Origin of the sequence: Microcoleus sp. B4-C2 (assembly GCF_036705265.1) — a bacterium.
GTDB lineage: Bacteria > Cyanobacteriota > Cyanobacteriia > Cyanobacteriales > Microcoleaceae > Microcoleus.
On record NZ_JAUBUB010000007.1, the window covers coordinates 106,440 to 127,587 of the forward strand.

General features: G+C 46.9%; 15 protein-coding genes and 1 tRNA gene. 8 read left to right on the forward strand and 8 right to left on the reverse strand.

Annotated elements, in window-relative coordinates:
* The first annotated feature begins 50 nt into the window (after positions 1–50).
* From QUB20_RS04725 to urtE, 8 genes are all read left to right on the forward strand, one after another.
* Positions 51–779, forward strand: coding sequence for an HAD family phosphatase (locus QUB20_RS04725; protein WP_333244119.1), 729 nt, complete (start codon positions 51–53; stop codon positions 777–779).
* 120 nt (positions 780–899) lie between these two features.
* Positions 900–972, forward strand: a tRNA-Ala gene (locus QUB20_RS04730).
* A 524-nt stretch (positions 973–1,496) separates the two neighbouring features.
* Positions 1,497–2,813 carry an urea ABC transporter substrate-binding protein gene (urtA, locus tag QUB20_RS04735; protein WP_333244122.1) on the forward strand — a complete coding sequence of 439 codons (1,317 nt, stop codon included), beginning with the start codon at positions 1,497–1,499 and terminating at the stop codon, positions 2,811–2,813.
* 297 nt (positions 2,814–3,110) lie between these two features.
* Positions 3,111–4,265 carry an ABC transporter permease subunit gene (locus QUB20_RS04740; RefSeq protein WP_333244125.1) on the forward strand — a complete coding sequence of 385 codons (1,155 nt, stop codon included), beginning with the start codon at positions 3,111–3,113 and terminating at the stop codon, positions 4,263–4,265.
* Between the two features lie 27 nt (positions 4,266–4,292).
* Positions 4,293–5,435: an urea ABC transporter permease subunit UrtC gene (gene urtC / locus QUB20_RS04745; protein WP_333244128.1), complete on the forward strand. Its 1,143-nt coding sequence runs from the start codon at positions 4,293–4,295 to the stop codon at positions 5,433–5,435.
* A gap of 186 nt (positions 5,436–5,621) precedes the next feature.
* Positions 5,622–6,350 carry a TIGR00266 family protein gene (locus tag QUB20_RS04750; RefSeq protein ID WP_333244131.1) on the forward strand — a complete coding sequence of 243 codons (729 nt, stop codon included), beginning with the start codon at positions 5,622–5,624 and terminating at the stop codon, positions 6,348–6,350.
* Positions 6,351–6,529: 179 nt separating this feature from the next.
* Complete coding sequence (gene urtD / locus QUB20_RS04755) at positions 6,530–7,276, forward strand: urea ABC transporter ATP-binding protein UrtD (protein ID WP_333242438.1); 747 nt, start codon at positions 6,530–6,532, stop codon at positions 7,274–7,276.
* Between the two features lie 102 nt (positions 7,277–7,378).
* Positions 7,379–8,077, forward strand: coding sequence for an urea ABC transporter ATP-binding subunit UrtE (urtE, locus tag QUB20_RS04760; protein ID WP_333244135.1), 699 nt, complete (start codon positions 7,379–7,381; stop codon positions 8,075–8,077).
* 231 nt (positions 8,078–8,308) lie between these two features.
* Here urtE and QUB20_RS04765 read toward each other — a convergent pair whose 3' ends face one another.
* From QUB20_RS04765 to QUB20_RS04800, 8 genes are all read right to left on the reverse strand, one after another.
* On the reverse strand, positions 8,309–9,031 hold the full coding sequence (locus QUB20_RS04765; protein ID WP_333242431.1) for a pentapeptide repeat-containing protein: 723 nt from the start codon (positions 9,029–9,031) through the stop codon (positions 8,309–8,311).
* A 66-nt stretch (positions 9,032–9,097) separates the two neighbouring features.
* Positions 9,098–9,574 (reverse strand): chemotaxis protein CheW, encoded by a 477-nt coding sequence (locus QUB20_RS04770; protein WP_333244139.1) that lies wholly within the window; start codon positions 9,572–9,574, stop codon positions 9,098–9,100.
* 319 nt (positions 9,575–9,893) lie between these two features.
* Positions 9,894–12,725 (reverse strand): hybrid sensor histidine kinase/response regulator, encoded by a 2,832-nt coding sequence (locus QUB20_RS04775; protein WP_333291198.1) that lies wholly within the window; start codon positions 12,723–12,725, stop codon positions 9,894–9,896.
* Between the two features lie 61 nt (positions 12,726–12,786).
* On the reverse strand, positions 12,787–13,104 hold the full coding sequence (locus tag QUB20_RS04780) for a hypothetical protein (RefSeq protein ID WP_333251119.1): 318 nt from the start codon (positions 13,102–13,104) through the stop codon (positions 12,787–12,789).
* Positions 13,101–13,403: a type II toxin-antitoxin system RelE/ParE family toxin gene (locus QUB20_RS04785; RefSeq protein ID WP_333251116.1), complete on the reverse strand. Its 303-nt coding sequence runs from the start codon at positions 13,401–13,403 to the stop codon at positions 13,101–13,103. Before QUB20_RS04785 ends, QUB20_RS04780 begins: the two co-directional genes overlap by 4 nt.
* Positions 13,404–13,505: 102 nt before the next feature.
* A complete protein-coding gene (locus QUB20_RS04790) occupies positions 13,506–19,301 on the reverse strand; it encodes a PAS domain S-box protein (RefSeq protein WP_333251114.1) in 5,796 nt (1,931 codons plus the stop codon).
* Between the two features lie 90 nt (positions 19,302–19,391).
* Positions 19,392–19,895 (reverse strand): chemotaxis protein CheW, encoded by a 504-nt coding sequence (locus QUB20_RS04795; protein ID WP_333058426.1) that lies wholly within the window; start codon positions 19,893–19,895, stop codon positions 19,392–19,394.
* Positions 19,896–20,151: 256 nt separating this feature from the next.
* Positions 20,152–20,517 carry a response regulator gene (locus QUB20_RS04800; RefSeq protein WP_333058429.1) on the reverse strand — a complete coding sequence of 122 codons (366 nt, stop codon included), beginning with the start codon at positions 20,515–20,517 and terminating at the stop codon, positions 20,152–20,154.
* Positions 20,518–21,148: the final 631 nt, after the last annotated feature.

Sequence of the window (21,148 nt, forward strand, 5' to 3'; positions counted from 1 at the left end):
CCTACTAACTTGCTATTGACTGATGATTAATGACTAATGACTCATGACTAATGACTCTAAAAGCAGTTTTATTTGATTTTAATGGCGTGATTGTTAATGACGAGCCTATTCACGAGAAAATCATCGATCAATTGATGCTCGATGAAAATCTCCATCTCAAACGTGGGGAGTTTCGAGAAATTTGTTTGGGAAGGAGCGATCGCGCTTGCATTACCGAACTGCTCAAGCGCCGAGGACGATATCTAACAGAAACATATCTCGATCGACTGCTGCAGCGCAAGGCCCAAGCTTACAAAGCTCAAATAGATACTTTGGAGAAACTGCCGATTTATCCCGGTTTGGCAGAATTTATTGACAAAATTCGGGCCGCCGGACTGAAAATGGCTGTAGTTAGCGGGGCAATGCGATCGGATATAGAATTGGTGTTAGATCGAGCCGGTTTGGCGGCAAACTTTGAGTTAATTGTCGCAGGCGACGACTTGACGGTGAGCAAACCAGCACCCGATGGCTATTTATTGGCTGTGCAACTTCTCAACCAGAAATATCCCGACTTTAACCTGCAACCGATCGAGTGTTTGGCAATAGAAGATACTTTTGCGGGGATTGAAGCGGCGAAAAAAGCGGGGATTCAGGTTGCGGGTGTGACTCACACTTACCCGTTTCACATGATCCAGCGTCAAGCTAATTGGACGGTGGACTATTTTGCTGATTTAGAGTTGGATAGAGTGGTGGCATTTTGCTCGATCGCCCCCACTGAGCCGGCTGCGGAAAACACTTGACCTTTTTAGCAGTTACGTGCTAGTGTAAGTGACGGTCTGCGAAAGTGAGAGCCAGCAAGACCTGTAAGCCTTTTAGATTCGGCAATCCGGCATCTAAAATGCTAAATTAAAACTCAATCAGGGGAATTAGCTCAGTTGGTAGAGCGCTGCGATCGCACCGCAGAGGCCAGCGGTTCGAGTCCGCTATTCTCCATAAATCAGGGGCATTTCTACAGGTGACGATCGTACTCAAAGCGAAGTGCGATCGTCACCTGCTTTGATACTCGCCTATGCAAGTGCGATCGACTCGGTTGCTGCCTAAGTTTTAGCATCAATAACCTGTGGAGAGCGAGAAACCCGCTTTCTATTTTGTGCGATCGACCAGTGTATGCCTAACTGGTAGCATCAATAAGATAATTTATGTAAAGAAACCGGGTTTCTAATTACACACTAATTGCTGAAAAGACGTATTTTGGTGTCTCAACCTGGTTTCCCAAAAAAATCCGGTAAGCCCGCGATCGCCACCCTGATGTCATCAGTCAATCTAAAATCTAACAAGGTATCCGCCCGGTTTCTGGCGCAGTTGCCCTCAATCCCCACAAAACATTCATTTTCTCAAAAACAATAAGTTTTGTAGCTAAAAATACAACAGTCTGCTGACGCGAGTCTTAATATCAAGTCGCTATGTGTTATTATTCTCAATCATCTGACTCATCTATTCAAGAGTAACAAGAAAAAATGACAAAGCGATTCGATCGACGGAAATTTCTTTTATACGGTTCTGCTACCCTAACATCAAGTTTATTTCTAAAAGCTTGTAGAACTCCAACTCCAACAGCAACTCCCGCAGCTTCTCCCACATCAACAGGAACTACACCAGCAGCAGGTAGCGGAAACACGATCAAAGTAGGAATTTTGCATTCCTTGAGCGGCACGATGTCAATCAGCGAAAAAAGCGTTGTCGATGCCGAACAATTAGCGATCGAAGAAATCAATAAAGCTGGTGGCGTCCTCGGAAAACAAATCGAAGCAGTAATAGAAGATGGCAACTCAGACTGGCCGACTTTTGCCGAAAAAGCCAAAAAATTGATCGACCAAGATAAAGTTGTCACCGTCTTCGGCTGCTGGACTTCTGCTAGTCGCAAAGCAGTATTGCCAGTATTTGAAGAAAAAAATCATATGCTCTGGTATCCCGTACAATACGAGGGTCAAGAGTGTTCCAAGAACATCTTTTATACTGGGGCAGCACCAAACCAGCAAATCGAACCAGCAGTTGACTGGCTGCTAGAAAATAAAGGGAAAAAATTCTTCTTAGTCGGGTCTGACTACGTTTTCCCCCGCACGGCAAATACCATTATCAAGGCACAGCTAGCAGCCAAAGGCGGCGAATTAGTTGGGGAAGATTACATTCCTTTAGGCGGGACAGAAGTCACGCCAATTATTACTAAAATTAAGGCAGCTTTGCCAGACGGCGGCGTCATTTTCAATTCCCTCAACGGCGACAGCAACGTAGCATTCTTCAAACAGTTGCAGGGTGCAGGTTTGGGCCCGGACAAATATCCATCAATGTCTGTCAGTATTGCAGAAGAAGAAGTAAAGGCGATCGGGGTAGAATATCTTAAAGGCCATTACGCCGCCTGGAATTACTTCATGACTGTAGAATCTCCGGCTAATACAAAATTTGTGGAAGCTTTCAAGGCAAAATACGGCAAAGATAGAGTGACAAATGACCCGATGGAAGCAGCTTACATCATGGTTTACCTGTGGAAGCAAGCCGTCGAAAAAGCAGGGACAGCCGACGATTTAGAAAAAGTGCGGGCAGCAGCTTTGGGTCAAACCTTTGACGCGCCGGGGGGCACAGTAACGATGGAAGTTAACCATCACCTTTCTAAATTTGTGCGGTTGGGCGAAGTTAGAGACGACGGTTTATTTAACATCGCATTTGCTACACCCGAAGCAGTGAAGCCGGTGCCTTGGAATCAATTTGTTGCTGAAACACAAGGCTTTGCTTGCGATTGGTCAGACCCCGCAAAAGGTGGCAAATTCAAAGTTTGATAAGTAGGTAATACCAATTTCAATACGCTTGGGTTAAGCCCGATCCCCCCTAGCCCCCCTTAAGAAGGGGGGGACAAGAGTGTTCTTGCGTCACCCCCTACTCCCCTTAATAAGGGGGAACTGGACTCTTCAAAGTCACCCCCTACTCCCCTTATTAAGGGGGATTTAGGGGGATCGAGACTCGGCTACAAGCGAAATATACAGAGGGTTTTAGTTCTAACTTGACACCAATGGGGTAAAATCAGCCCCTAATTATCCGCGAACAAAGTTAACCGACTTGATGCAGGAGTAACACAATTGGCGATATTAGATGGTTTATTTAACGGCCTTAGCATCGGCGCTGTTTTACTAATTGCAGCCCTGGGACTAGCGATTATTTTCGGGCTGATGGGCGTAATTAATATGGCTCATGGCGAGTTGATGATGCTGGGGGCTTATACAACTTTCGTAGTGCAAAATGTCTTCAAAGGTATCGGAGGATTTGCTTTTGAAACCTACATTTTATTTGCAATTCCCCTAGCTTTTCTAGTCGCTGCATTGGTAGGATTAATTCTCGAACGGGGAGTGATTCGCTATCTTTACGGGCGGCCACTAGAAACTCTGCTGGCAACTTGGGGCGTAAGTTTAATTTTGCAGCAGTTTGTCCGCAGCGTCAGTTGGGTGCTGGTAATTGGGATTGCGGTGTTTTGTTTGCTGTTTTTTGGCGGTTTGCGGTTGCTGAAATCGCGCCTGGATTTCGATCGCATTCGCAGCAAAATTATCGCCCTAATTTTGCCTTTATCTTTGGGTATTTCCTGGGCGGTAAGCACCTTTTTAGGGCAAACTTACAAACTGGCAGTAACTCAACCTTGGTTTGGTGCTCAAAATGTGGACGTGACTGCGCCTGCATGGCTGCGCGGCGGCATACCGCTGGGCAATTTTCAGTTGCCCTACGCGCGAATTTTTATTATTGTCCTCACCGGAATTTGTTTGGCGGGAATTTACCTATTTTTGCAAAAGTCGGTGTGGGGATTGCGGATTAGATCCGTGACGCAAAATCGCAGCATGAGTGCGTGTTTGGGTATTCCTACCGAACAAGTAGACGCGCTGACTTTTGCTTTGGGTTCAGGCTTGGCTGGTGTCGCTGGGTGCGCGATTAGTTTGATTGGTTCGGTAGGGTCAAATACTGGACAAAATTATATAGTCGATACTTTTATGGTGGTGGTTGTGGGCGGTGTCGGCAAGATTGTGGGGAGTGTAGTTGCTGCGATCGCGATCGGCACTGCAAATTACCTGATCGGTTCTGGAACATTAGCATTAATGTTCGCTCCTATCAAGCCTTTAGCCGACTTCTTCACATTTTTCGCCACAACCAGCATGGCAAAAGTAATGGTATTCGCCTTAATTATGGCTTTTCTGCAAGTGAAGCCGGGAGGGATTTTCCCGCAAAAAGGGCGGACGGTAGAAAATTAAAAATTACAACTGCGAGTGTAGCGAAAAATGCAGAAAACACATCAAAAACCCTGGCTAAAAGAAGCGGCAATTGTCAGCGCGATCGCCCTCACATTCATCTTACTCATCCCAGGAATACTCCCCGACGTTCGCCTCAATCAATTGGGGCGGTTTTTAGCACTAGCAATTGCCGCCCTCGGCATAGACTTGATTTGGGGATACACGGGTTTACTTAGTTTAGGGCATGGGGTGTTTTTTGCGATCGGCGGCTACGCCTTCGCCATGCACCTAAAACTGCAAATTCCCCCAACCGCCAGCAGTCAATTGCCAGAATTTATGAACCTCTACGGCGTTACCGAACTCCCCTGGTTTTGGCAACCATTTTATTCATTTCCCTTCTCAGCATTAGCAATAGTTCTCATCCCCGCCATCTTGGGTGCACTTTTAGGTTATTTAGTATTCCGCAATCGGATTCGAGGCGTTTACTTTTCAATTCTTACCCAAGCAGCAACCATTGTATTTTTCAACTTCTTTAACGGTCAGCAAAAACTGATTAACGGCACCAACGGACTCACCGACTTTAAAACCTTGTTCGGAGCCACAGTCAATGACCGAGATACTCAATATATTTTCTACATTCTCACCATACTATTTCTAGCAGCAAGTTACGCCCTCTGCCGATGGCTGACCAGCGGACGCTTCGGTCGCCTGCTAGTAGCAATTCGCGACGACGAAGTGCGCCTGCGTTTCTCAGGTTACAATCCCACAGGATATAAAGTTTTAGTCTTTGCAATTTCCGCCGGTTTAGCCGGGATTGCAGGCGCATTATTTACCGTACAAACCGGAATCATTTCGCCAAAAGCAATGGATATTGCCTTTTCAATTGAAATGGTAATCTGGGTCGCAGTGGGAGGCCGCGCCACATTATCTGGAGCAATATTAGGAGCGCTGCTAGTCAACTTTGGCAAGAGTTTTTTGAGCGAACAATTTCCCGAAGTGTGGCTATTTTTCCAAGGCGCGCTATTTTTAATAGTAGTAACAGTCCTGCCCGACGGCATAGTCGGATGGCTGCAAGATCAAAGTTTCGACCAAATCCGCGCCCTGTTCAGAAAACCGAAGTACGTATCTACTTACCCCAGCCTGGAACAAGACCCCCAAGTGCAGCTCGAAAAAGAAGAACTTGAACATTGAGTGCAAAAATATCGTGTAATTTATAAGTAGGCTGACATAAATAAATGTCACCTACAACAGACAAACAAAGCAATCGCAATAGACTTGGGAAAATCTGCGTTTCTCTCTGAGGAGACGCAATATATATGTCCACCTACTTAGATATCCGTAGCAAGTAGCTTCGTTCTTTAACTTGAGGGACAACATATGGCAGATATTATTGACTACAAAATCTACGGCGACGATTTGCAACTCATCGAGATTGAACTCGACCCCAGAGAAGGCGTCAGGGCTGAAGCTGGAACCATGACATACATGGAAGGCGACATCCAAATGCAAACATCCACAGGCGGCGGCTTATTTCAAGGTTTCAAACGAATGCTGACAGGAGAGGGTTTTTTCATTACCACCTTTGTCAATGCCGGAAATCGCAAGGCCCGCGTAGCTTTTGCCGCCCCCTATCCGGGTAAAGTAATTCCCCTAGATTTAGGCCAACTTGGCGGTAAATTTTTGTGTCAAAAAGACTCATTTCTCTGTGCGGCCAACGGCATTGACATTGAGGTAGCATTCACCAAGCGGCTCGGTGCCGGTTTCTTTGGCGGAGAAGGTTTTATTCTGCAAAAGTTGCAGGGTGACGGGCTAGCTTTTGTTCATGCGGGAGGAACAATAGTTGAGAAAAATTTGGGAGTTGGCGAAGTGTTGCGAGTAGACACCGGCTGTTTAGTAGCTTTTGCAGCGACTGTAGATTACGATATTCAGTTTGTTGGCGGGTTTAAAAATGCTTTATTTGGAGGTGAAGGCTTGTTTTTGGCAAAGATGACTGGGCCGGGAAAAGTATACGTGCAAAGTTTGCCACTCTCGAAGTTAGCTGAACGGATTTTAGCTGCTTCTCCACCTCCTATTTCGAGCAGCTCTAGCAGTTTTAGTTTAGAGTAAAATAACCATTTATCTGCTTGTGTAGGGTGCGTCAGCTAGCAGATTTTCCGGCTTACCCAGAGACTGTTAACTGACGCACCTTCTCAGAGAAAATCAGCGCTCTCAGGTGCGTCAGCCCACAGATTTTCTGGCTTACCGAGAGACTTTTAACTGACGCACCCTACCCGGAGAAATTACCTATGAATGGCAAAGTATTAGAAATAGAAAACTTGACTGTGAGTTTTGATGGTTTTAAAGCCATCAACGGTTTAAATTTCAGCATGGATGCGGGCGAACTGCGAGTTATTATTGGGCCCAATGGTGCGGGGAAAACTACTTTTCTCGATTCAATTACTGGGAAGGTGCAGCCGACTGAGGGCAGGGTGTTATTTAAGGGACAAAATTTACGCAAGTTGTCGGAAGATAGGATTTCGCGTTTGGGAATTGGCCGCAAGTTTCAGACGCCGCGAGTTTACTTGAATTTAACGCCACGCGAAAATTTGGAATTGTCTTGCAGTCGCCACAAAAATGTTTTTTCAACTTTGTTCCAGCCTGCTTCTGCTGCTGAAAAACGCACGGTTTCTGGTTTGTTAGAAACCATTGGTTTAGTTGCTAAGGCTGATATTTCGGCGGGTTTGCTTTCTCACGGGGAAAAGCAATGGTTGGAAATTGGAATGTTGGTGGCTCAATCTCCTGATTTGTTGTTGGTAGATGAACCTGTGGCGGGTTTGACGGATGAGGAAACGATGTTAACTGGGGAGTTGCTGATTTCGTTGGCCGAAAGTCATTCGGTGTTGGTAATTGAACACGATATGGAGTTTGTGCGGCAAATTGCGCGGCAGGTGACGGTGTTGCATCAGGGTACGGTTTTGTGTGAGGGGACTATGGATGAGGTGCAAAATGACGATCGAGTAATTGAGGTATATTTGGGAAAACCTGAAGAGTAAGAAGTCATTAGTCATTAGTCATTAGTCATTAGTCATTAGTTAGTTGACTGTTGTCGATTACCGATTGCCAATTACCAATTATTCATTACTACTCCAAAGAATATGCTACAAGTCTCTAATTTGAATGTTTATTACGGCGAAAGTCACATTTTGCGCGATGTCGATTTAAGCGTCATGGCGGGGCAAATGGTTTGCTTGATCGGCCGCAATGGTGTGGGCAAAACTACTATGCTAAAAACGATTATGGGGTTGTTGCAACCGCGCAGTGGCACTATTGCTTTTGGCGGAGAATCTATTGCTTCTAAGTTGACTTACCAGCGGGCTAGATTAGGCATTGGTTATGTGCCTCAAGGGCGTGAAATTATTCCACGTTTGACTGTAAAAGAAAATCTTTTGTTAGGTTTGGAAGCGAAACCAACCAAAACCAAAAATCCTGAAGTTCCTGATGAAATTTTTGAGTTATTTCCGGTTTTGAAAACTATGCTCGATCGCCTGGGAGGTGATTTGAGCGGGGGACAGCAGCAGCAGTTAGCTATTGCTAGGGCTTTGATGGGTGAGCCGCAGTTGCTGGTTTTGGATGAACCTACGGAGGGGATTCAGCCATCGATTATTTTAGATATTGAAGCTGCGGTGCGCCGCGTAGTTGCGACTAGGGGAATTTCTGTTTTGTTGGTGGAGCAACATTTGCATTTTGTGCGGCAAGCTGACTGGTATTATGCTATGCAAAAAGGCGGGATTGTGGCTTCTGGAAGCACTAGCGAGTTAAGTGATGAGGTGATTCAGAGGTTTTTGGCTGTTTGAATAGAATTGAAGGAAGTTCGGCAACGGATTCGCTTGCGCGAGATGTAACGGATGTAACGGATGTAACGGATGGAAGGAAGAGGGAAGAGGGAAGCAGGAAACGAGGGAATGAGGCAGAGCCTCTAGATATTTATTCCCAGGCTGAGCCTGGGAACAAGGGATTCCGTTCGGACGCCATCCCCACTTTGTTTGAAAAGAAGCGATTTCAATCGCGCCGGAAACGAGACTATATTAATTATTTTTCCTGCCGTCGGGCATTGTGGTGCCGGCCATGCTTGCTCGATCGATAGTAGCGCCATCTATATTAGCATTGCGGAGGTTGGCATCGGAAAGATTGGCATCTCTCAAGTCGGAAAATCGCAAGTCTGCACCGTCTAGATTTGTCTTTGTCAAGTTAGCTTTTCTAAGGTTAGCGTTGCTGATTCTCGCTCCTACTAATTCGGCTCCGCTTAAGTTTGTGCGAGCTAGATTGGTGTTGACAAAATCTGATATCTCGAAGCGACTACCGCTGAGGTTGGCATCTGATAAATCCGATCCTGTCAGGATGGGATTTTTTAAGTTAAGGTTAACTAATTTTACGGCTCGGAGGTCGCAGCGGGAGCAGCTTTGAGTTAGCAGCAGCGTTTCGACGTTGGCGTTGATTTGGTCGATTTGTTGCTGGGAGAAATTTTCGGCAAATTGTGGGGAGACGTAGCCGAGCTTTTTGGGGTCGTTTGCTTTTGGTTGGGGTGTTTGGATTGGGGGTGTTTGGATTTGTTGGGGTGTTTGGATTTGTTGGGGTGTTTGTGGTTGGGGTGTTGGGATTGGTTGGGGTGTTGGGATTGGTTGGGGTGTTGGGATTGGTTGGGGTGTTTCTATTTGCCCGATCGCACTTAGTTGCAGCCCCACCTTCGGCAAATCGAGAGTTGCTGCAAAAATTAGTAGGGCGATCGACATTATTGTGAGTTTTTTCATAAATCAATAACTTTTTGTTTGCAAAAATACCATTTATATGGTATAATACCTCGAAAAGTGAATTCCCTACATTTCGGTAAATAAATCGAAATTCAGATAAAAAACTTCGGAACCATCAGGTGCGCGAATTAACTTTTCTATTACCGGAGGCAGTTGCTGTTGACGGTACAATTCAGGAATCTCGCAGAAGCTTTCTTCGGTAATTTCCAAAATTTTTGGCATATCAGGAAGGGGAATTCCCAACCGAGCGCTTTTATTTAAAGTACAAATAATCAGGTATTTGCACTCAGTAATGCTCGGACTGCTGGGAAATATTGTGGATAAATTAATTATGGTAATCAGTTCTTCTTGATGCCGCAGTAAACTATTACCGTTAGGTAAAAGACCGTAGGCATTAAAGTTTTTAACAATGCGTTCCACTCGCTCAATAGGAACAGCATAGTAAATATTTCCTAGTTCAAAGGAAACAAACTTATGAGGAGCAATTCTAACAGTGGCGTGTTTCTTGCTCCGAAAGCGGCGATTGTAATTGGCGTGAGTCATTCGATTTTAGATTTTAGATTTTAGATTTTAGATTGAGGATTATTTGATTTTAGATTGAAGATTATTCATTTTATATCAACTCCCTTGGGATCTGAATTATTCATCTCTCTCTTCCCTTTCTCTGTATCCTCTGCGTCCTCTGCGGTTAAATCATTCCGATACAACCAGAATAGATATTAGGTTTTAAATAGAAGATTATGGGATTTTAGTAGGTGAGTCGGCTGCGTAGCTTTTAACTATAATTAGCGGGTGCAATTACTTTTGGTCTAAGTTTCGTTTGAGGTTAGCGATTATTTGATTAGAAATTTGAGATTGTGGATTAAATTATTGAGTGGTGGATTAATTTGGGGATAGCTTGTAAAAGTTGGGCTTCGCTGTAAGGTTTGGTGAAATATTGATTTGCGCCTAATTCCATTGCCATTTGCCGATGTTTTGCCCCGCTACGGGATGTCAGCATGGCTACGGGAATCTTAGCAAACCGCTGGGTCGATCTGATCGATCGCAACAATTCAAATCCATCCATCCGAGGCATTTCAATATCCACGATCGCCAAACTGCAATCAAGACCATTTTGCAACTTTTCCAGGGCATCCACACCATCTTTAGCCTGTACCACCCGGTAGCGAGCACGAGTCAGCGTCAGAGACAACAACTGGCGAATTGTATAGGAATCATCCACTACCAAAATCTGCGGTGACCGACTCGCACTCGCCGGCATCTCCTGCACTTTACCGGAGACAGCGGCGATCGAACTATTTACCACAGGTTGGCCCACCAAATCGTCCACATCCAGAATATTCACCACGCGCCCGTCCCCCAAAATCGTAGTCCCCAAAACGCCGCGAGGCTTGGATAGAGGCGGTGGCAAAGGTTTAACCACAATTTCCTGCTGACCGATCAGCCGTTCCACGGCCACCGCCAGCATTCCTTCGGTAGAAGCCAAAACCAGGACAGGAATTTCCTCTTGGGTCAAAGGGTCAGGAGAGGGGGCATCCGGCGGGAGGACGCTGTATTCGAGCAAATCTTGCATCCTCACCAAACGAATAAATTCCTCCCGCCACCACAGCATCGGCTGATTGCCGGCAATGTGAACTTCCGAGGCTTTAATGTGCAGAATTTCCTCGACTGCATCCAGCGGCACTGCTATTTTATTGTGATCTGTCTTCACCATCAAAGCATCAGTAATCGACAGCAGCAGTGGCAGTTTAATGATAAAACTCGTACCTTTTCCCAGGCGAGAGTCTACCTTCACAGTCCCCCGCACAGTCCGCAAATTTGTTCGCACCACGTCGAGCCCGACTCCTCGCCCCGAAAGGTCACTGACCCCTTCTGTAGTGCTGAAACCCGGCCAAAACAGAAAATCGTAGAGTTCGGCAATGGAAAATTCTTGAGCTTGTTCCTCCGTAGCCAAACCCTTTGTGACAATTTTACGGCGAATCATTTCCGGGTCAATACCTTTGCCGTCATCGGCGACAGTAATAATAGTTTGGCCACCTTGGTGGCGGGCTTCTATTTCAATTTGACCGCTGGCCGGCTTGCCGCTTGCTTGCCGAACTTCGGGAATTTCGATGCCGTGGTCGAAAGCGTTTCTCACTAAGTGTATTAAGGGATCGCGCAAAGCATCGAGCAAACTTTCGTCTATTTTGGTATCTCTTCCCACTAGCAGCAGGTTGACATCTTTATCGTATGTGATACACATCTCCCGCAGGGCTCTGGGCAAGTGATCGACGGCGCGACTGAAACTCACGACTCGCAACTGCATGACGCGGCTGCGTAGTTGTTCGGTAATGCGGCGCAGTTGGTCGGTACTGCGCTCGAATTTCATGGCTAAAGTGTCTAATTTGGTGGCGGAGTGAGAAATTGCTTGGGCAGTTTCGATGACTTCGGCGGCTGTCGAGTGGAACTCTGTATAACGATCCATCTCTAAGATATCGAAGTGAGCATGGGCCGGAGAGGATTTGCCGTTAGCAATCATGGGGAATTCTGTTTCTGCGGCTGCAAGTTTTCCCAATCCAGAGTTCCCGTTTCCCCCTCTCCACTCTGCAAAGCTCAGTCTGTCGTATTCTTCTCGCAACTGACCGCCGAATTGGTTCAAATCTACGATGTTGCGGCGGATGCGCTTGACTTCGCCCCGCAGTTCGGATTCTTGAAGTTCTAAATTTGTACGGTTGATGACTAATTCCCCGACTAGATTCACCAATTCCGTTAAGCGTTCTAAGTCTACCCGGATTGTCGGCCTTTGCGGGTTGGGGACTGGGAGAGTGGGGGAGATTTCGGGGGGAGTGGGGGAGGGGGAGATTTCGGGGGGAGTGGAAATGGGGGAGAGTGGGAGAGGGGGAGAGGGGGAGTGGGGGGGAGTGGGGGAGATGTCGGGGATGTCGATCGCCCTTCCTTCCAATATTTGTTGGCGTGCGGTTTGCAAGTTTTGGGCGATCGCCCAACCCTCGGATTGCAACCGTTGTAGAGTCAAGTTTGGAGAGTCGATCAAATCTCTGAGGGCTGCGGCGACTTTCCCAAAATCCGGCAATTGCAGCATTCCAGCCAAACCGGAGAGTTGGTAGTAAACCTGGTTGAGGGCGGTGACGCTTGTTGCCAAATCTGCCTCGGGAGCTTGGGAAAGCTCGGTTTCTAGGCGATTGAAGAGTGCCGGCACTTGGTGTTCAAAAATCTGTTTCAGGGTTTCCGGGGCGGTCGATTGGCTGACTGTGGGGACTGGCGACGGTTCTGAGTTGCCGTACTTGGCCTGGAACTGATCGAAAATTTGGGCGATCGCCTCCAAGTTTTCCGTTTGATCCGGAGTTGTGACATCGGAGTGTTGAACTGATTCGATCGTAATCTTTTTGAGAGCATCCACCCCCTGCAGCAAAACACTCACAGTAGTCGGTTCCAGGGCCGCCAAGTCTGTGCGATCGCGCAAAATGACAAAACAGTCCTCCAGCGTGTGAGCCGCCGCCGATACGTTTTGAAAGCCCAACATCGAACCCGCACCTTTAATCGAGTGAGCCGCCCGAAACATTTCTTTAACGGCAGCTTGTCGCTCTTTCAAACCCGCAGCTTCCATCGCCAGCAGATTCGTCTCCATTGACTGAAGAAACTCTTCGCATTCTGCGGTAAAAGCATCTATTAATTCGTTTAAATCGTCATCATTCATATGAGCGGCCAAGATAAGCGGCCAGTAGTTTTGAACTCTTACCGATAACCTCGGTTCTTTGCTAATCGTTTGAACTCAAGGAATTTTCTTTCGTTATTTCCGATCCCAAGCCAAGTTGTTGCCGCACTGCTTGCAATGATTTTCCTCTTTTTGCCTTCGGGCGATCGCTTGGAGGCGGCACATCGTCAGCCGAAATAACTGGTTTTTTTAGAGCAGCAAGGAGTTGGTTTAATTCTTCTTGAAGTTCTTCCACTGATTCTCCAAAAGGTGCGGTTTCTTTTTCAGAGCAGGCTGCGATCGCACCCTTATCGTCATAATACACCGTGCGAATTGTGTACCCGCCCTCCTCAAAAAATACTCGATAATCCCAGTTCATCATAGTTCTTCCTCTGCTCCTTGAAATATGTATCTATTCCCCTGCTTACCAGCGATGCGCTCTATACTGACAATTTTAACTTGCTTGTCAACGTTGTACAAAACGCGATATACGCCCAATCTCAATTCCCATTCTGCTGTATTATTTGGACGCAGGGCTTTCCGGTTGCGCGTCTCGGTAGTGGGTTCATAACAAAGGTTAGCCTCAATACCGTCAACAATTACATTCTGTTCGTGTTTCTTAAACCACTGCAAATCCTCAATCGCTTGGTCTGTAAACTCAATCTCAAACACGATCGCCACAACCTAAAAATATTTCAAATACTCAGCCATCTTACCATTCATCATCGCACACTGCCACAATACCTAGAACCCCGACTTCTTCAATAAGTCGGGGTTCTAAAATTACGAACGGAAATTCGCCACCGACTTTTGCAATTGGCCCAGAGAACCAGACAACTCGTCCAAAGATGCTTTGACATCCGCACCTTTTTGTGCGGTAGTATTCGCAATCTCGTTGACTTGCTGCATACTGTTAGCAATTCCCTCAGCAGAAACAGTTTGCTTGGCAGATGCAATAGTAATATTCTGCACCAAAGCATTCATTTCTCGACTAACTTCGATGATGGCATTGAGGTGGGTTTTAGCTTCGCTTGCTAGCTTAGTGCCTTCCACTACCTCCAGCGTCCCCGATTCCATTGCCTTCATCACGCGGCTGATTTCTTCTTGAATTGTACCGACAATTTCCGAGATTTCCTCCGTAGCGCCGGCGGATCTTTCTGCTAATTTCCGCACTTCTTCGGCAACAACTGCAAAGCCTAAACCTTGTTCGCCGGCTCGCGCCGCCTCAATAGTAGCATTCAGAGCTAATAAATTAGTTTGCGAAGCAAGTTGAGAAATCGAAGTCACAATTTTGCCAATTTGCTGCGAAGATTCGCCCAAACGCTTCATCATTTTCGAGGTAGAGGCGATCGTCAACCGGAGCCCGTTAATGCCTTCGACAGCTCGATCGACCGCCATACCGCCGACTTCAGCCGTTTGAGAAGACTGCTGAGCCACTGTTTCGGCCCGCACCGAAACATCTCGCACGTCGCGGATCGAATTCACAATCCGCTCTATTTCGCGCATGATGGCAGATATTTTTGCTGCTTGAATTTCTGCCTGTTGGGTGAGTTGACTGGTATTGTTAATTGACTCGTCGGTGGCAGATGTTACCTGTTCGGCTAAAGTTTGAATTCCCGTTACTACTTTCCGCAGAGAACCGATTAAGAAGTTGAAAGAGTCGGCGACAGCACCTAAAACATCGTTAGTCACTTCCGCCCTGACTGTCAAGTCGCCTTGAGCCGCGCCTTTAATTTCTCCCAACAATTTAAGGACTTGCTGCGTCAGAGAATCAGCTTCAGCTTTACGTTCTGCTGCTAATTTTCCTAGTCGTTCTTCTGCCTCTTTGCGCTCGGTAATGTCAAAGCGAATGGCGATATATTTGACTATTGTGCCGCTGGTATCAAAGATGGGGGAGATCGTCGAATCTACCCAGTAAAACGAGCCATCTTTACGTCGGTTTTTGATTTCCCCTTTCCACACCAAACCGCGAGAAAGTGTCACCCACATTTCTTCAAAAAATGATTGGGGATGGTAGCCGGAATTGACGAGGCGGTGGTTGCGGTGCAGGAGTTCTCCCATGCTGTAACCGGAGATTTCAATGAATCCGTCGTTGACGTAGGTAATCATGCCTTGCAGATCGGTCTCGCTGACGATCGCCGATTCGTCTAGGGCATTTTGCCGCGTTTTGAGTTCTTGCAGCAAGCGTTCCTGTGTCTCGGCCAACTGCTGCATTTGCTGCTGGGACGCTCTTTCCTGGGTGACGTTGCGGCAAACTACTACGCCGCCTTTGAGTGCGCCCGTTTCGTCTTTGAGCGGCCGGCCGGTAATTTTCACCCACAGGCCCTCTGGATTCCCTGCGTGGCGGGTGAAAACCTCTACGTTCTCAGGAGATTCTCCTCTAATTGCCCGTGTTAAGGGGATCTCGGCTGTGGGATAGGGAGTTACCGTATCGGGCAAGAATAAACCGTATCTTGCCGACCATTCGTCGGGAAGAGTATCTGTCGAACCCGTGCCAAAGATATCTGCGGCGGCGGGATTGAACAACACAAAATTGCCTTTTTCGTCGGCAGCAATTATGCCGTCGCCCATGCTATTTATTAGCAGTTGCAAGAGATTGGTTTGTTGCCGAAATTGGTCTTCGGAACGGGCTAATTGGGCTGTTGTTTTTTCCAGTTGCACCATCGCCTGTTTGCTTTCAGTAACGTCGCGAGCGACTGCATACATGAGCTGTTGTTCGGTTTCAGGTCGCACTTTCCACGACAGCCACTTGTAGGAACCGTCTTTGCAGCGGTAGCGATTTTCAAAAGATTTTAATTCGGCGCCACTAGCTACTTTTTCCGCTTGTTTTCGGGTTGATTCGCGATCGTCTGGATGGACTAAATCGATATAATAGTTGTCTTCGAGTTCATGCGCCTTGTAGCCGAGTGTGTTTTCCCAAGAGGGATTGATACGCTTGAATTTGCCTTCAAAACTTATAATACAAACCAAGTCTAGGGAAAGGGTAAAAAATCGATCGCGCTCTTCTTCTGCTTTTTTGCGATCGGTAATTTCGATCGCCACACCGCCGACACCGATGGGTTTGCCGTCAGGGCCGGGCAAAGGAAAGTATGACGCCAGCCAATCTCGCAGGACGCCCGGTTCGTTGACGGTTGTGCCCGACACCTCAACGTTTAAAAACGGTTGGTTGGTGACAAGAACTTGCTGCAACATCGGCTGTAGGGTATCGATCATTTCGGGTATAACTTCCCTCACAGTCTTGCCGAGGTGTTCGGCAACTGAGACGCCGGTGGTTTCGGCTAATTTCTCGTTAACTTGGACGAAGCGCAACTGCTCGTCAAAAATAAACATTGAGGCCGGGGCGGCTGTGAAAAATGCGTCAAAGCGGGTTTGACGCAAAACTAATTCTCGTTCTAGGGCTTTGCGATCGCTAATGTCGCGGCCTTCTGGAATTAGCATCAAGACTTTGCCACTGTCGTCTGTGATGGGTTTGATGGAGAAGTCAACTGTCGCCACTGCACCGTTGGCAACTAGCACATCCACTTCGTAACGGACTACCTCGCCCGCCGCGGCGAGGGCGATCGCTTCTTGTATCTGTTGCTTGGTTTCCGGGGAAATCTGCCACCACAGGGTTTCGGAAAACGGAGTGCCTATTATTTCTTCGCTCCGCAGGCCTGCGGCGGCGAGGGCTGTTTGGTTGGCTTCCAAAACGGTGCCGTCCGGTTTGAGCAGACCTATGAATTGGAACGATTGGTCGAAAATGGCTCGGAATAGTCTTTCGCGATCGCGCAGCATCTCTTCTGCACGTTTGCGATCGGTGATGTCGCGAGTAACTGTTGCGAACCCCATCGGCTCGCCGGTTTCTGGGTGTTTGACTGTAAATAGGGTGAAGTCAACGGGAAAGTCTTCGCCGGTTTGAAAGTTCCTCAAGCGGAATTCGCCCTGCCAAAAACCGTCTCGTACAGTAGCCGGCACGATTTCTTCTTTGAAAATCTTACCATCTTCTACTGAGAAGAAGTCATACATACTTTTGCTTTTGACTTCTTCAATATTTAGCAATCCTGCTAGTTTCATTCCCGCGACATTCAGGTATGTTGCCTCTCCCTCCATGGTGGCAGTGCCGATAAAATCCGAGCTGCTTTCTACGAGCGAAATCAATCTTTGCTTTTCGATTTCTGCTTGCTTGCGCTCCGTGATGTCGTTGTTAGTTTCTAAAATTGCTTTCGGTTTTCCCTGTTCATCTCGCTGCAAATTCCAGCGACTGAATACGGTAATTTTGGTAGCATAATTGGTGGTGTGAATTACTTCTCCTTCCCAATAATCCTGCTCTTCTAACTGTGCCGAAATAGCGGCTAAAGGCTGGGGGAAAATGGTGTGCAATAGAGTATGGGTGATTTTCCCCAAGGCTTCTTTTTTTGTCCAGCCGTACATCCGTTCGGCTCCCTGACTCCAATAATTAATCGTGCCGTCCATATCCCGAACGATCAAGCCATCGCTGGCAAGGTCGAGCATTTGCAAGTTCTGCTGCAAGGCTTCTTCTACGCGCTTGCGTTCTGTAATGTTGCGGGCGATCGTTGAGATAAATTCAACTTCTGAATTCTCGGATTTGTGGGCAACAATTACTTGAGAAACTGGTATTTCTTCGCCGTCTAAACTCTGCCAAACTGTCTCGCCACTCCACACCCCGTCCCGGCAAGCTGCGGGGATGCCGACGTTCACAAGAGTGTCGATACTTTTGGGGGATGTCAGGTCAGAAATGCGGATTCCGGTTAAATCGGCGTCAGAGCCAACTCCCAACATTTCTCTGGCTGCGCGGTTGATATAAATGGTGCGCTGTTGGGTGTCGGCGATGCCTACCCAGTCTGTTGTGGTTTCTAAAATTGCTTTGAACCGCAATAGTTCTTGTTCAGATTTGCGACGATCTGTGATGTCGCGCGCCAAGCCGAGCATTCCTAAAATGTTGCCTTCTGCATCTTTGAGGGACAATTTCTGGGTGTCGAAGCTGTGTACTTTGCCGTCGGCTAAGGTGGCTAAGTCGTTGTAACCGGGATGCTCCCGGTGGTTGCCGGCCCGGAAGTTTTGGATTTGGTTCTCGGAATCGGTTTCGGCGTGGAAGTTGGCGAAGATGCGATCGACCGATATACCAATTTCTGCGTCGTCTTTACCGATAATTTCTGCTTGGGTTTTGCCGAAGGCGGCGGCGAAACCTGCATTGACTAGGGTGTAGCGCAAGTTTCGATCTTTGACAAAAATGCAGTCTGGCGTAGCGTCAATGACTGTTCGCAGCAAGTTTTGGGAGCTTTCTACTTCTGCCAGTGTCTGCCGCAGTTGTTCTTCCATTTGCACGCGATTGGTGATATCTCTAATCGCGCAAACGAGAAATTGTCTACCCTCGGCATCTACAAAGGTAGATTTTTTGGCGGAGACAAAGCGGGTGTTTCCTGCTTGGTCTGTGATAGTTTTTTGGATTTCGGTGCTGGTATTTGTCAAAAAAACTAATTCGTCTTTTTTTCGATATGTCTCTGCTTCCTGTTTGGGCAAAAACTGGTCGTAGGATTTGCCAATTAGTTCTTCTCTGCTGTGACCTAGGTGTTGACAAAAAGCATCGTTTAATATTAACCAGCGGTGCTGTTTGTCTTTGACGTAAATCGGGTCGGGGATGCTGTTAAGGATGTTGTTTAAAAATTTTTCTGAGGCTTTTAATTGCTCTTGTACTGTGGTGCGATCGCGAATTTCCTGTTCCAATTGTGCATTAGTTTGCAGGAGCTGCTCGGTTCTTTCATTCACTCGCTGCTCTAGTTCTGCCGTTAGCTGCTGCAAGGTCGCTTCTGTCTGTTTGCGCTGGGTAATGTCGCGGCCTTCGGCGAGGATTTGAAATACTTCTCCTGTTTCATTTAACAGCGGCTTAAAGGACACGTCAATTACTGTCACATGGTTGTTGGGGCCGGTGATTTCGTATTCTTCCCGGACAAACTTGCCTGCAGAGACTTGTTTAATGTTCATTTTTAGGCGCTGCTGGTTGGTTGGAGATGATGCCCACCCTGGTGTCAGCCAAAATTTCAGCCCCAGCACTTCTGATGCTTGGAAATCGCCCAATTCTAGCGCTGTCTGATTTGCTTCGATCAGAGTACCGTCTGGATCTAATACTGCGATCGCTTGAAAAGCTTGGTCGAAGATTGCGTGAAATCGCTGGGTAGTTTCGCTCAGTGCTTGTTCTGTTTCTTTTTTAGAGCTCAAGATTTGCTTGGAACCTACTAAGAATCCGTAACGGTTGGACAAACTCAAAAAAACGAGCGCCACCATTACAGTTATCCAATCGAACACACTTTGTGCCACCTGAGAGTGGGGCAGCCCTAGGTATTCGGCGGCGTGGCCGCTGTGGCCGAAAGCGCAGCTCCAAAATATGCCTGCTGTGGCTGTGGCGAAGATGTCGAACCCGAATTGACGGTTTCGCCACAAACCTAAGCTGATTATCCAGGCGATGGCAAAGTAACACACACAAATGATGCAATTAGCAGCTCCAGTTACCACCGATTGGGAGAAGTCAGGCAACGTCAGGGTGAAAGTCGTTGCGATCCAGGTATAGAGAATTTCGATCATAAGATTAAGGATGGGCAAATCGGATGCGGGCGATCGTTAGTTAAATTTATTCATGCACAGCCGTTGCAGACTTATCTGTATTGTTGATTTTTACCAGCGTTCGGAATGGGCGATCGCTTCTACATCGACAATCATTAGCAAGCGTCCTTCGGAATTGTACAGACCTTTTAAGAATGGAGCTAGGTCAGGACTGACATCTAGTGCTGAGACAATGCGATCGGGATTGAGAGGTAAAACTCCTTCGACGCGGGAGACGGCTAATCCCAGGCGCATTTTCGACAACAATCTCACGTCTCGTGGATCGGGCGCTTCTACCACTAAGATGCGACTGTTTGGGTGGTAGGTGTCAACCGACTCAATACCTACAAACAGTCCAAAGTCTGCCGCTGCTAAGATTTCGCCCCGCAAGTTGGTTAATCCCAGCAAAAATGGCTGGGTATTGGGAACCAGGGAAATCGGTTGTTCCTTGAGGGAAAGGACTTCCCGCACTGCCTCTAATTCTATGCCGAACAGACTGCCTCCTTGACCGAACAGGAGAAATTGCTTTGTTGCACTTGTCTGATTCCCCCCAGCGGGGGGAGCCGTTATTTTCATGGCTTATTTTTAGTTTCTAGTGTAGCTTACAAATTAGAGTGTTGCTTTGACCCTAAAGCCGATCGCCCATCGAGTTTTTCAGCATCACTTTGGGTGCCTCAAATGTTTCCGTTAAATAAATCGCGGTTGGGCAAATAAGCAGGTTTTTATCATTAAACATAAACTTTTATGGAATTCAAAAACCCAGTTTATTAAAAAAAACGGGGTTTGTCGGTATAATGTTTTTTGGGAAGCGGCCGATCGCTTTATATTCGGTTTACGCTGAAAGCAGGCGCTGCACTATGTGGACGAGTTGTTGAGGTTCAAAGGGTTTGCTGACGTAAGCGTCGGCCCCTAAATCAGTTCCCCAAGCTTTATCGATCTCGGTGTTTTTATGAGTACAAAATACTACGGGCAATTTGGCAGTTGTGCGATCGCCCCGCAATTCTCTGATCACTTCAAACCCGTTCATTCGTGGCATCACTACATCTAAAACGACCAAAGCCGGAGGGGTTTTGCGGATCAGGGCGATCGCTTCTTCGCCGTCACCTGCCCGCATCACATCCAATCCGGCATCTTGAAGAATGCGGCAGATAATTTCTAGTTCGCTCTTAACGTCGTCCACTACTAAAATTTTGGACATGATTCCCCACTTCCTTGCTGTTATTGACAGCGGACTATGTTTATTTAGAAGCTGACGCGATCGGCGGCGATGGGACTATACCGCTTTGCGGACAAATTAATGTACTTCCAAATACATTATATAGCCGATCCTAGGGCTGAAGGTTAGCTGTCAGCGATAAAAAACGATAAAAATTTACTTGACTAACAGAATCGCTCTGAATAAATTAATCGGCAATTAGTAATTGATTCGTGGTAATTCGCTGTTTTGAAACCAACTGCTCTCAGTAGAAAGCTCCCTAAGCAGACAAAAGCCGGATATTCTACGTATTTTTTTTAGCTTGATTCCCAATAATCTAGTTGTGGACAGTGCCTAAATGAGGGTGGCTAAAATATTTAACTCTAGGAATTAATAGCAATTTAAAAGGAGCCCTAGCGAGATTACTACAGGTATTCAAATAAGTTTTTGTTGTTAAAATACAGCACAATCTCCCTGAGCAGTCGCTATTAGGAATGAGAATTAAATAACTTCCACTTTTGAAAGTGGGATGGGCGTCCCGCCCGTCCAAAAAGGAGGGGCGGGACGCCCATCCCACAATAACAATTAAAATTGTAAGTTATTTAATTCGCGATCCTAAGTGGGTGTTGAAGGA

Excerpts from the sequence above, each read along its gene's own strand:
- QUB20_RS04775 (WP_333291198.1), bottom strand. The coding sequence starts at position 12,725 with ATGAATGATGACGATTTAAACGAATTAATAGATGCTTTTACCGCAGAA.
- urtD (WP_333242438.1), top strand. The coding sequence starts at position 6,530 with ATGAATGGCAAAGTATTAGAAATAGAAAACTTGACTGTGAGTTTTGAT.
- QUB20_RS04790 (WP_333251114.1), bottom strand. The coding sequence starts at position 19,301 with ATGATCGAAATTCTCTATACCTGGATCGCAACGACTTTCACCCTGACG.
- QUB20_RS04800 (WP_333058429.1), bottom strand. The coding sequence starts at position 20,517 with ATGTCCAAAATTTTAGTAGTGGACGACGTTAAGAGCGAACTAGAAATT.
- QUB20_RS04750 (WP_333244131.1), top strand. The coding sequence starts at position 5,622 with ATGGCAGATATTATTGACTACAAAATCTACGGCGACGATTTGCAACTC.
- QUB20_RS04795 (WP_333058426.1), bottom strand. The coding sequence starts at position 19,895 with ATGAAAATAACGGCTCCCCCCGCTGGGGGGAATCAGACAAGTGCAACA.
- urtE (WP_333244135.1), top strand. The coding sequence starts at position 7,379 with ATGCTACAAGTCTCTAATTTGAATGTTTATTACGGCGAAAGTCACATT.
- QUB20_RS04770 (WP_333244139.1), bottom strand. The coding sequence starts at position 9,574 with ATGACTCACGCCAATTACAATCGCCGCTTTCGGAGCAAGAAACACGCC.
- QUB20_RS04725 (WP_333244119.1), top strand. The coding sequence starts at position 51 with ATGACTCTAAAAGCAGTTTTATTTGATTTTAATGGCGTGATTGTTAAT.
- urtA (WP_333244122.1), top strand. The coding sequence starts at position 1,497 with ATGACAAAGCGATTCGATCGACGGAAATTTCTTTTATACGGTTCTGCT.
- QUB20_RS04765 (WP_333242431.1), bottom strand. The coding sequence starts at position 9,031 with ATGAAAAAACTCACAATAATGTCGATCGCCCTACTAATTTTTGCAGCA.
- QUB20_RS04780 (WP_333251119.1), bottom strand. The coding sequence starts at position 13,104 with ATGATGAACTGGGATTATCGAGTATTTTTTGAGGAGGGCGGGTACACA.
- urtC (WP_333244128.1), top strand. The coding sequence starts at position 4,293 with ATGCAGAAAACACATCAAAAACCCTGGCTAAAAGAAGCGGCAATTGTC.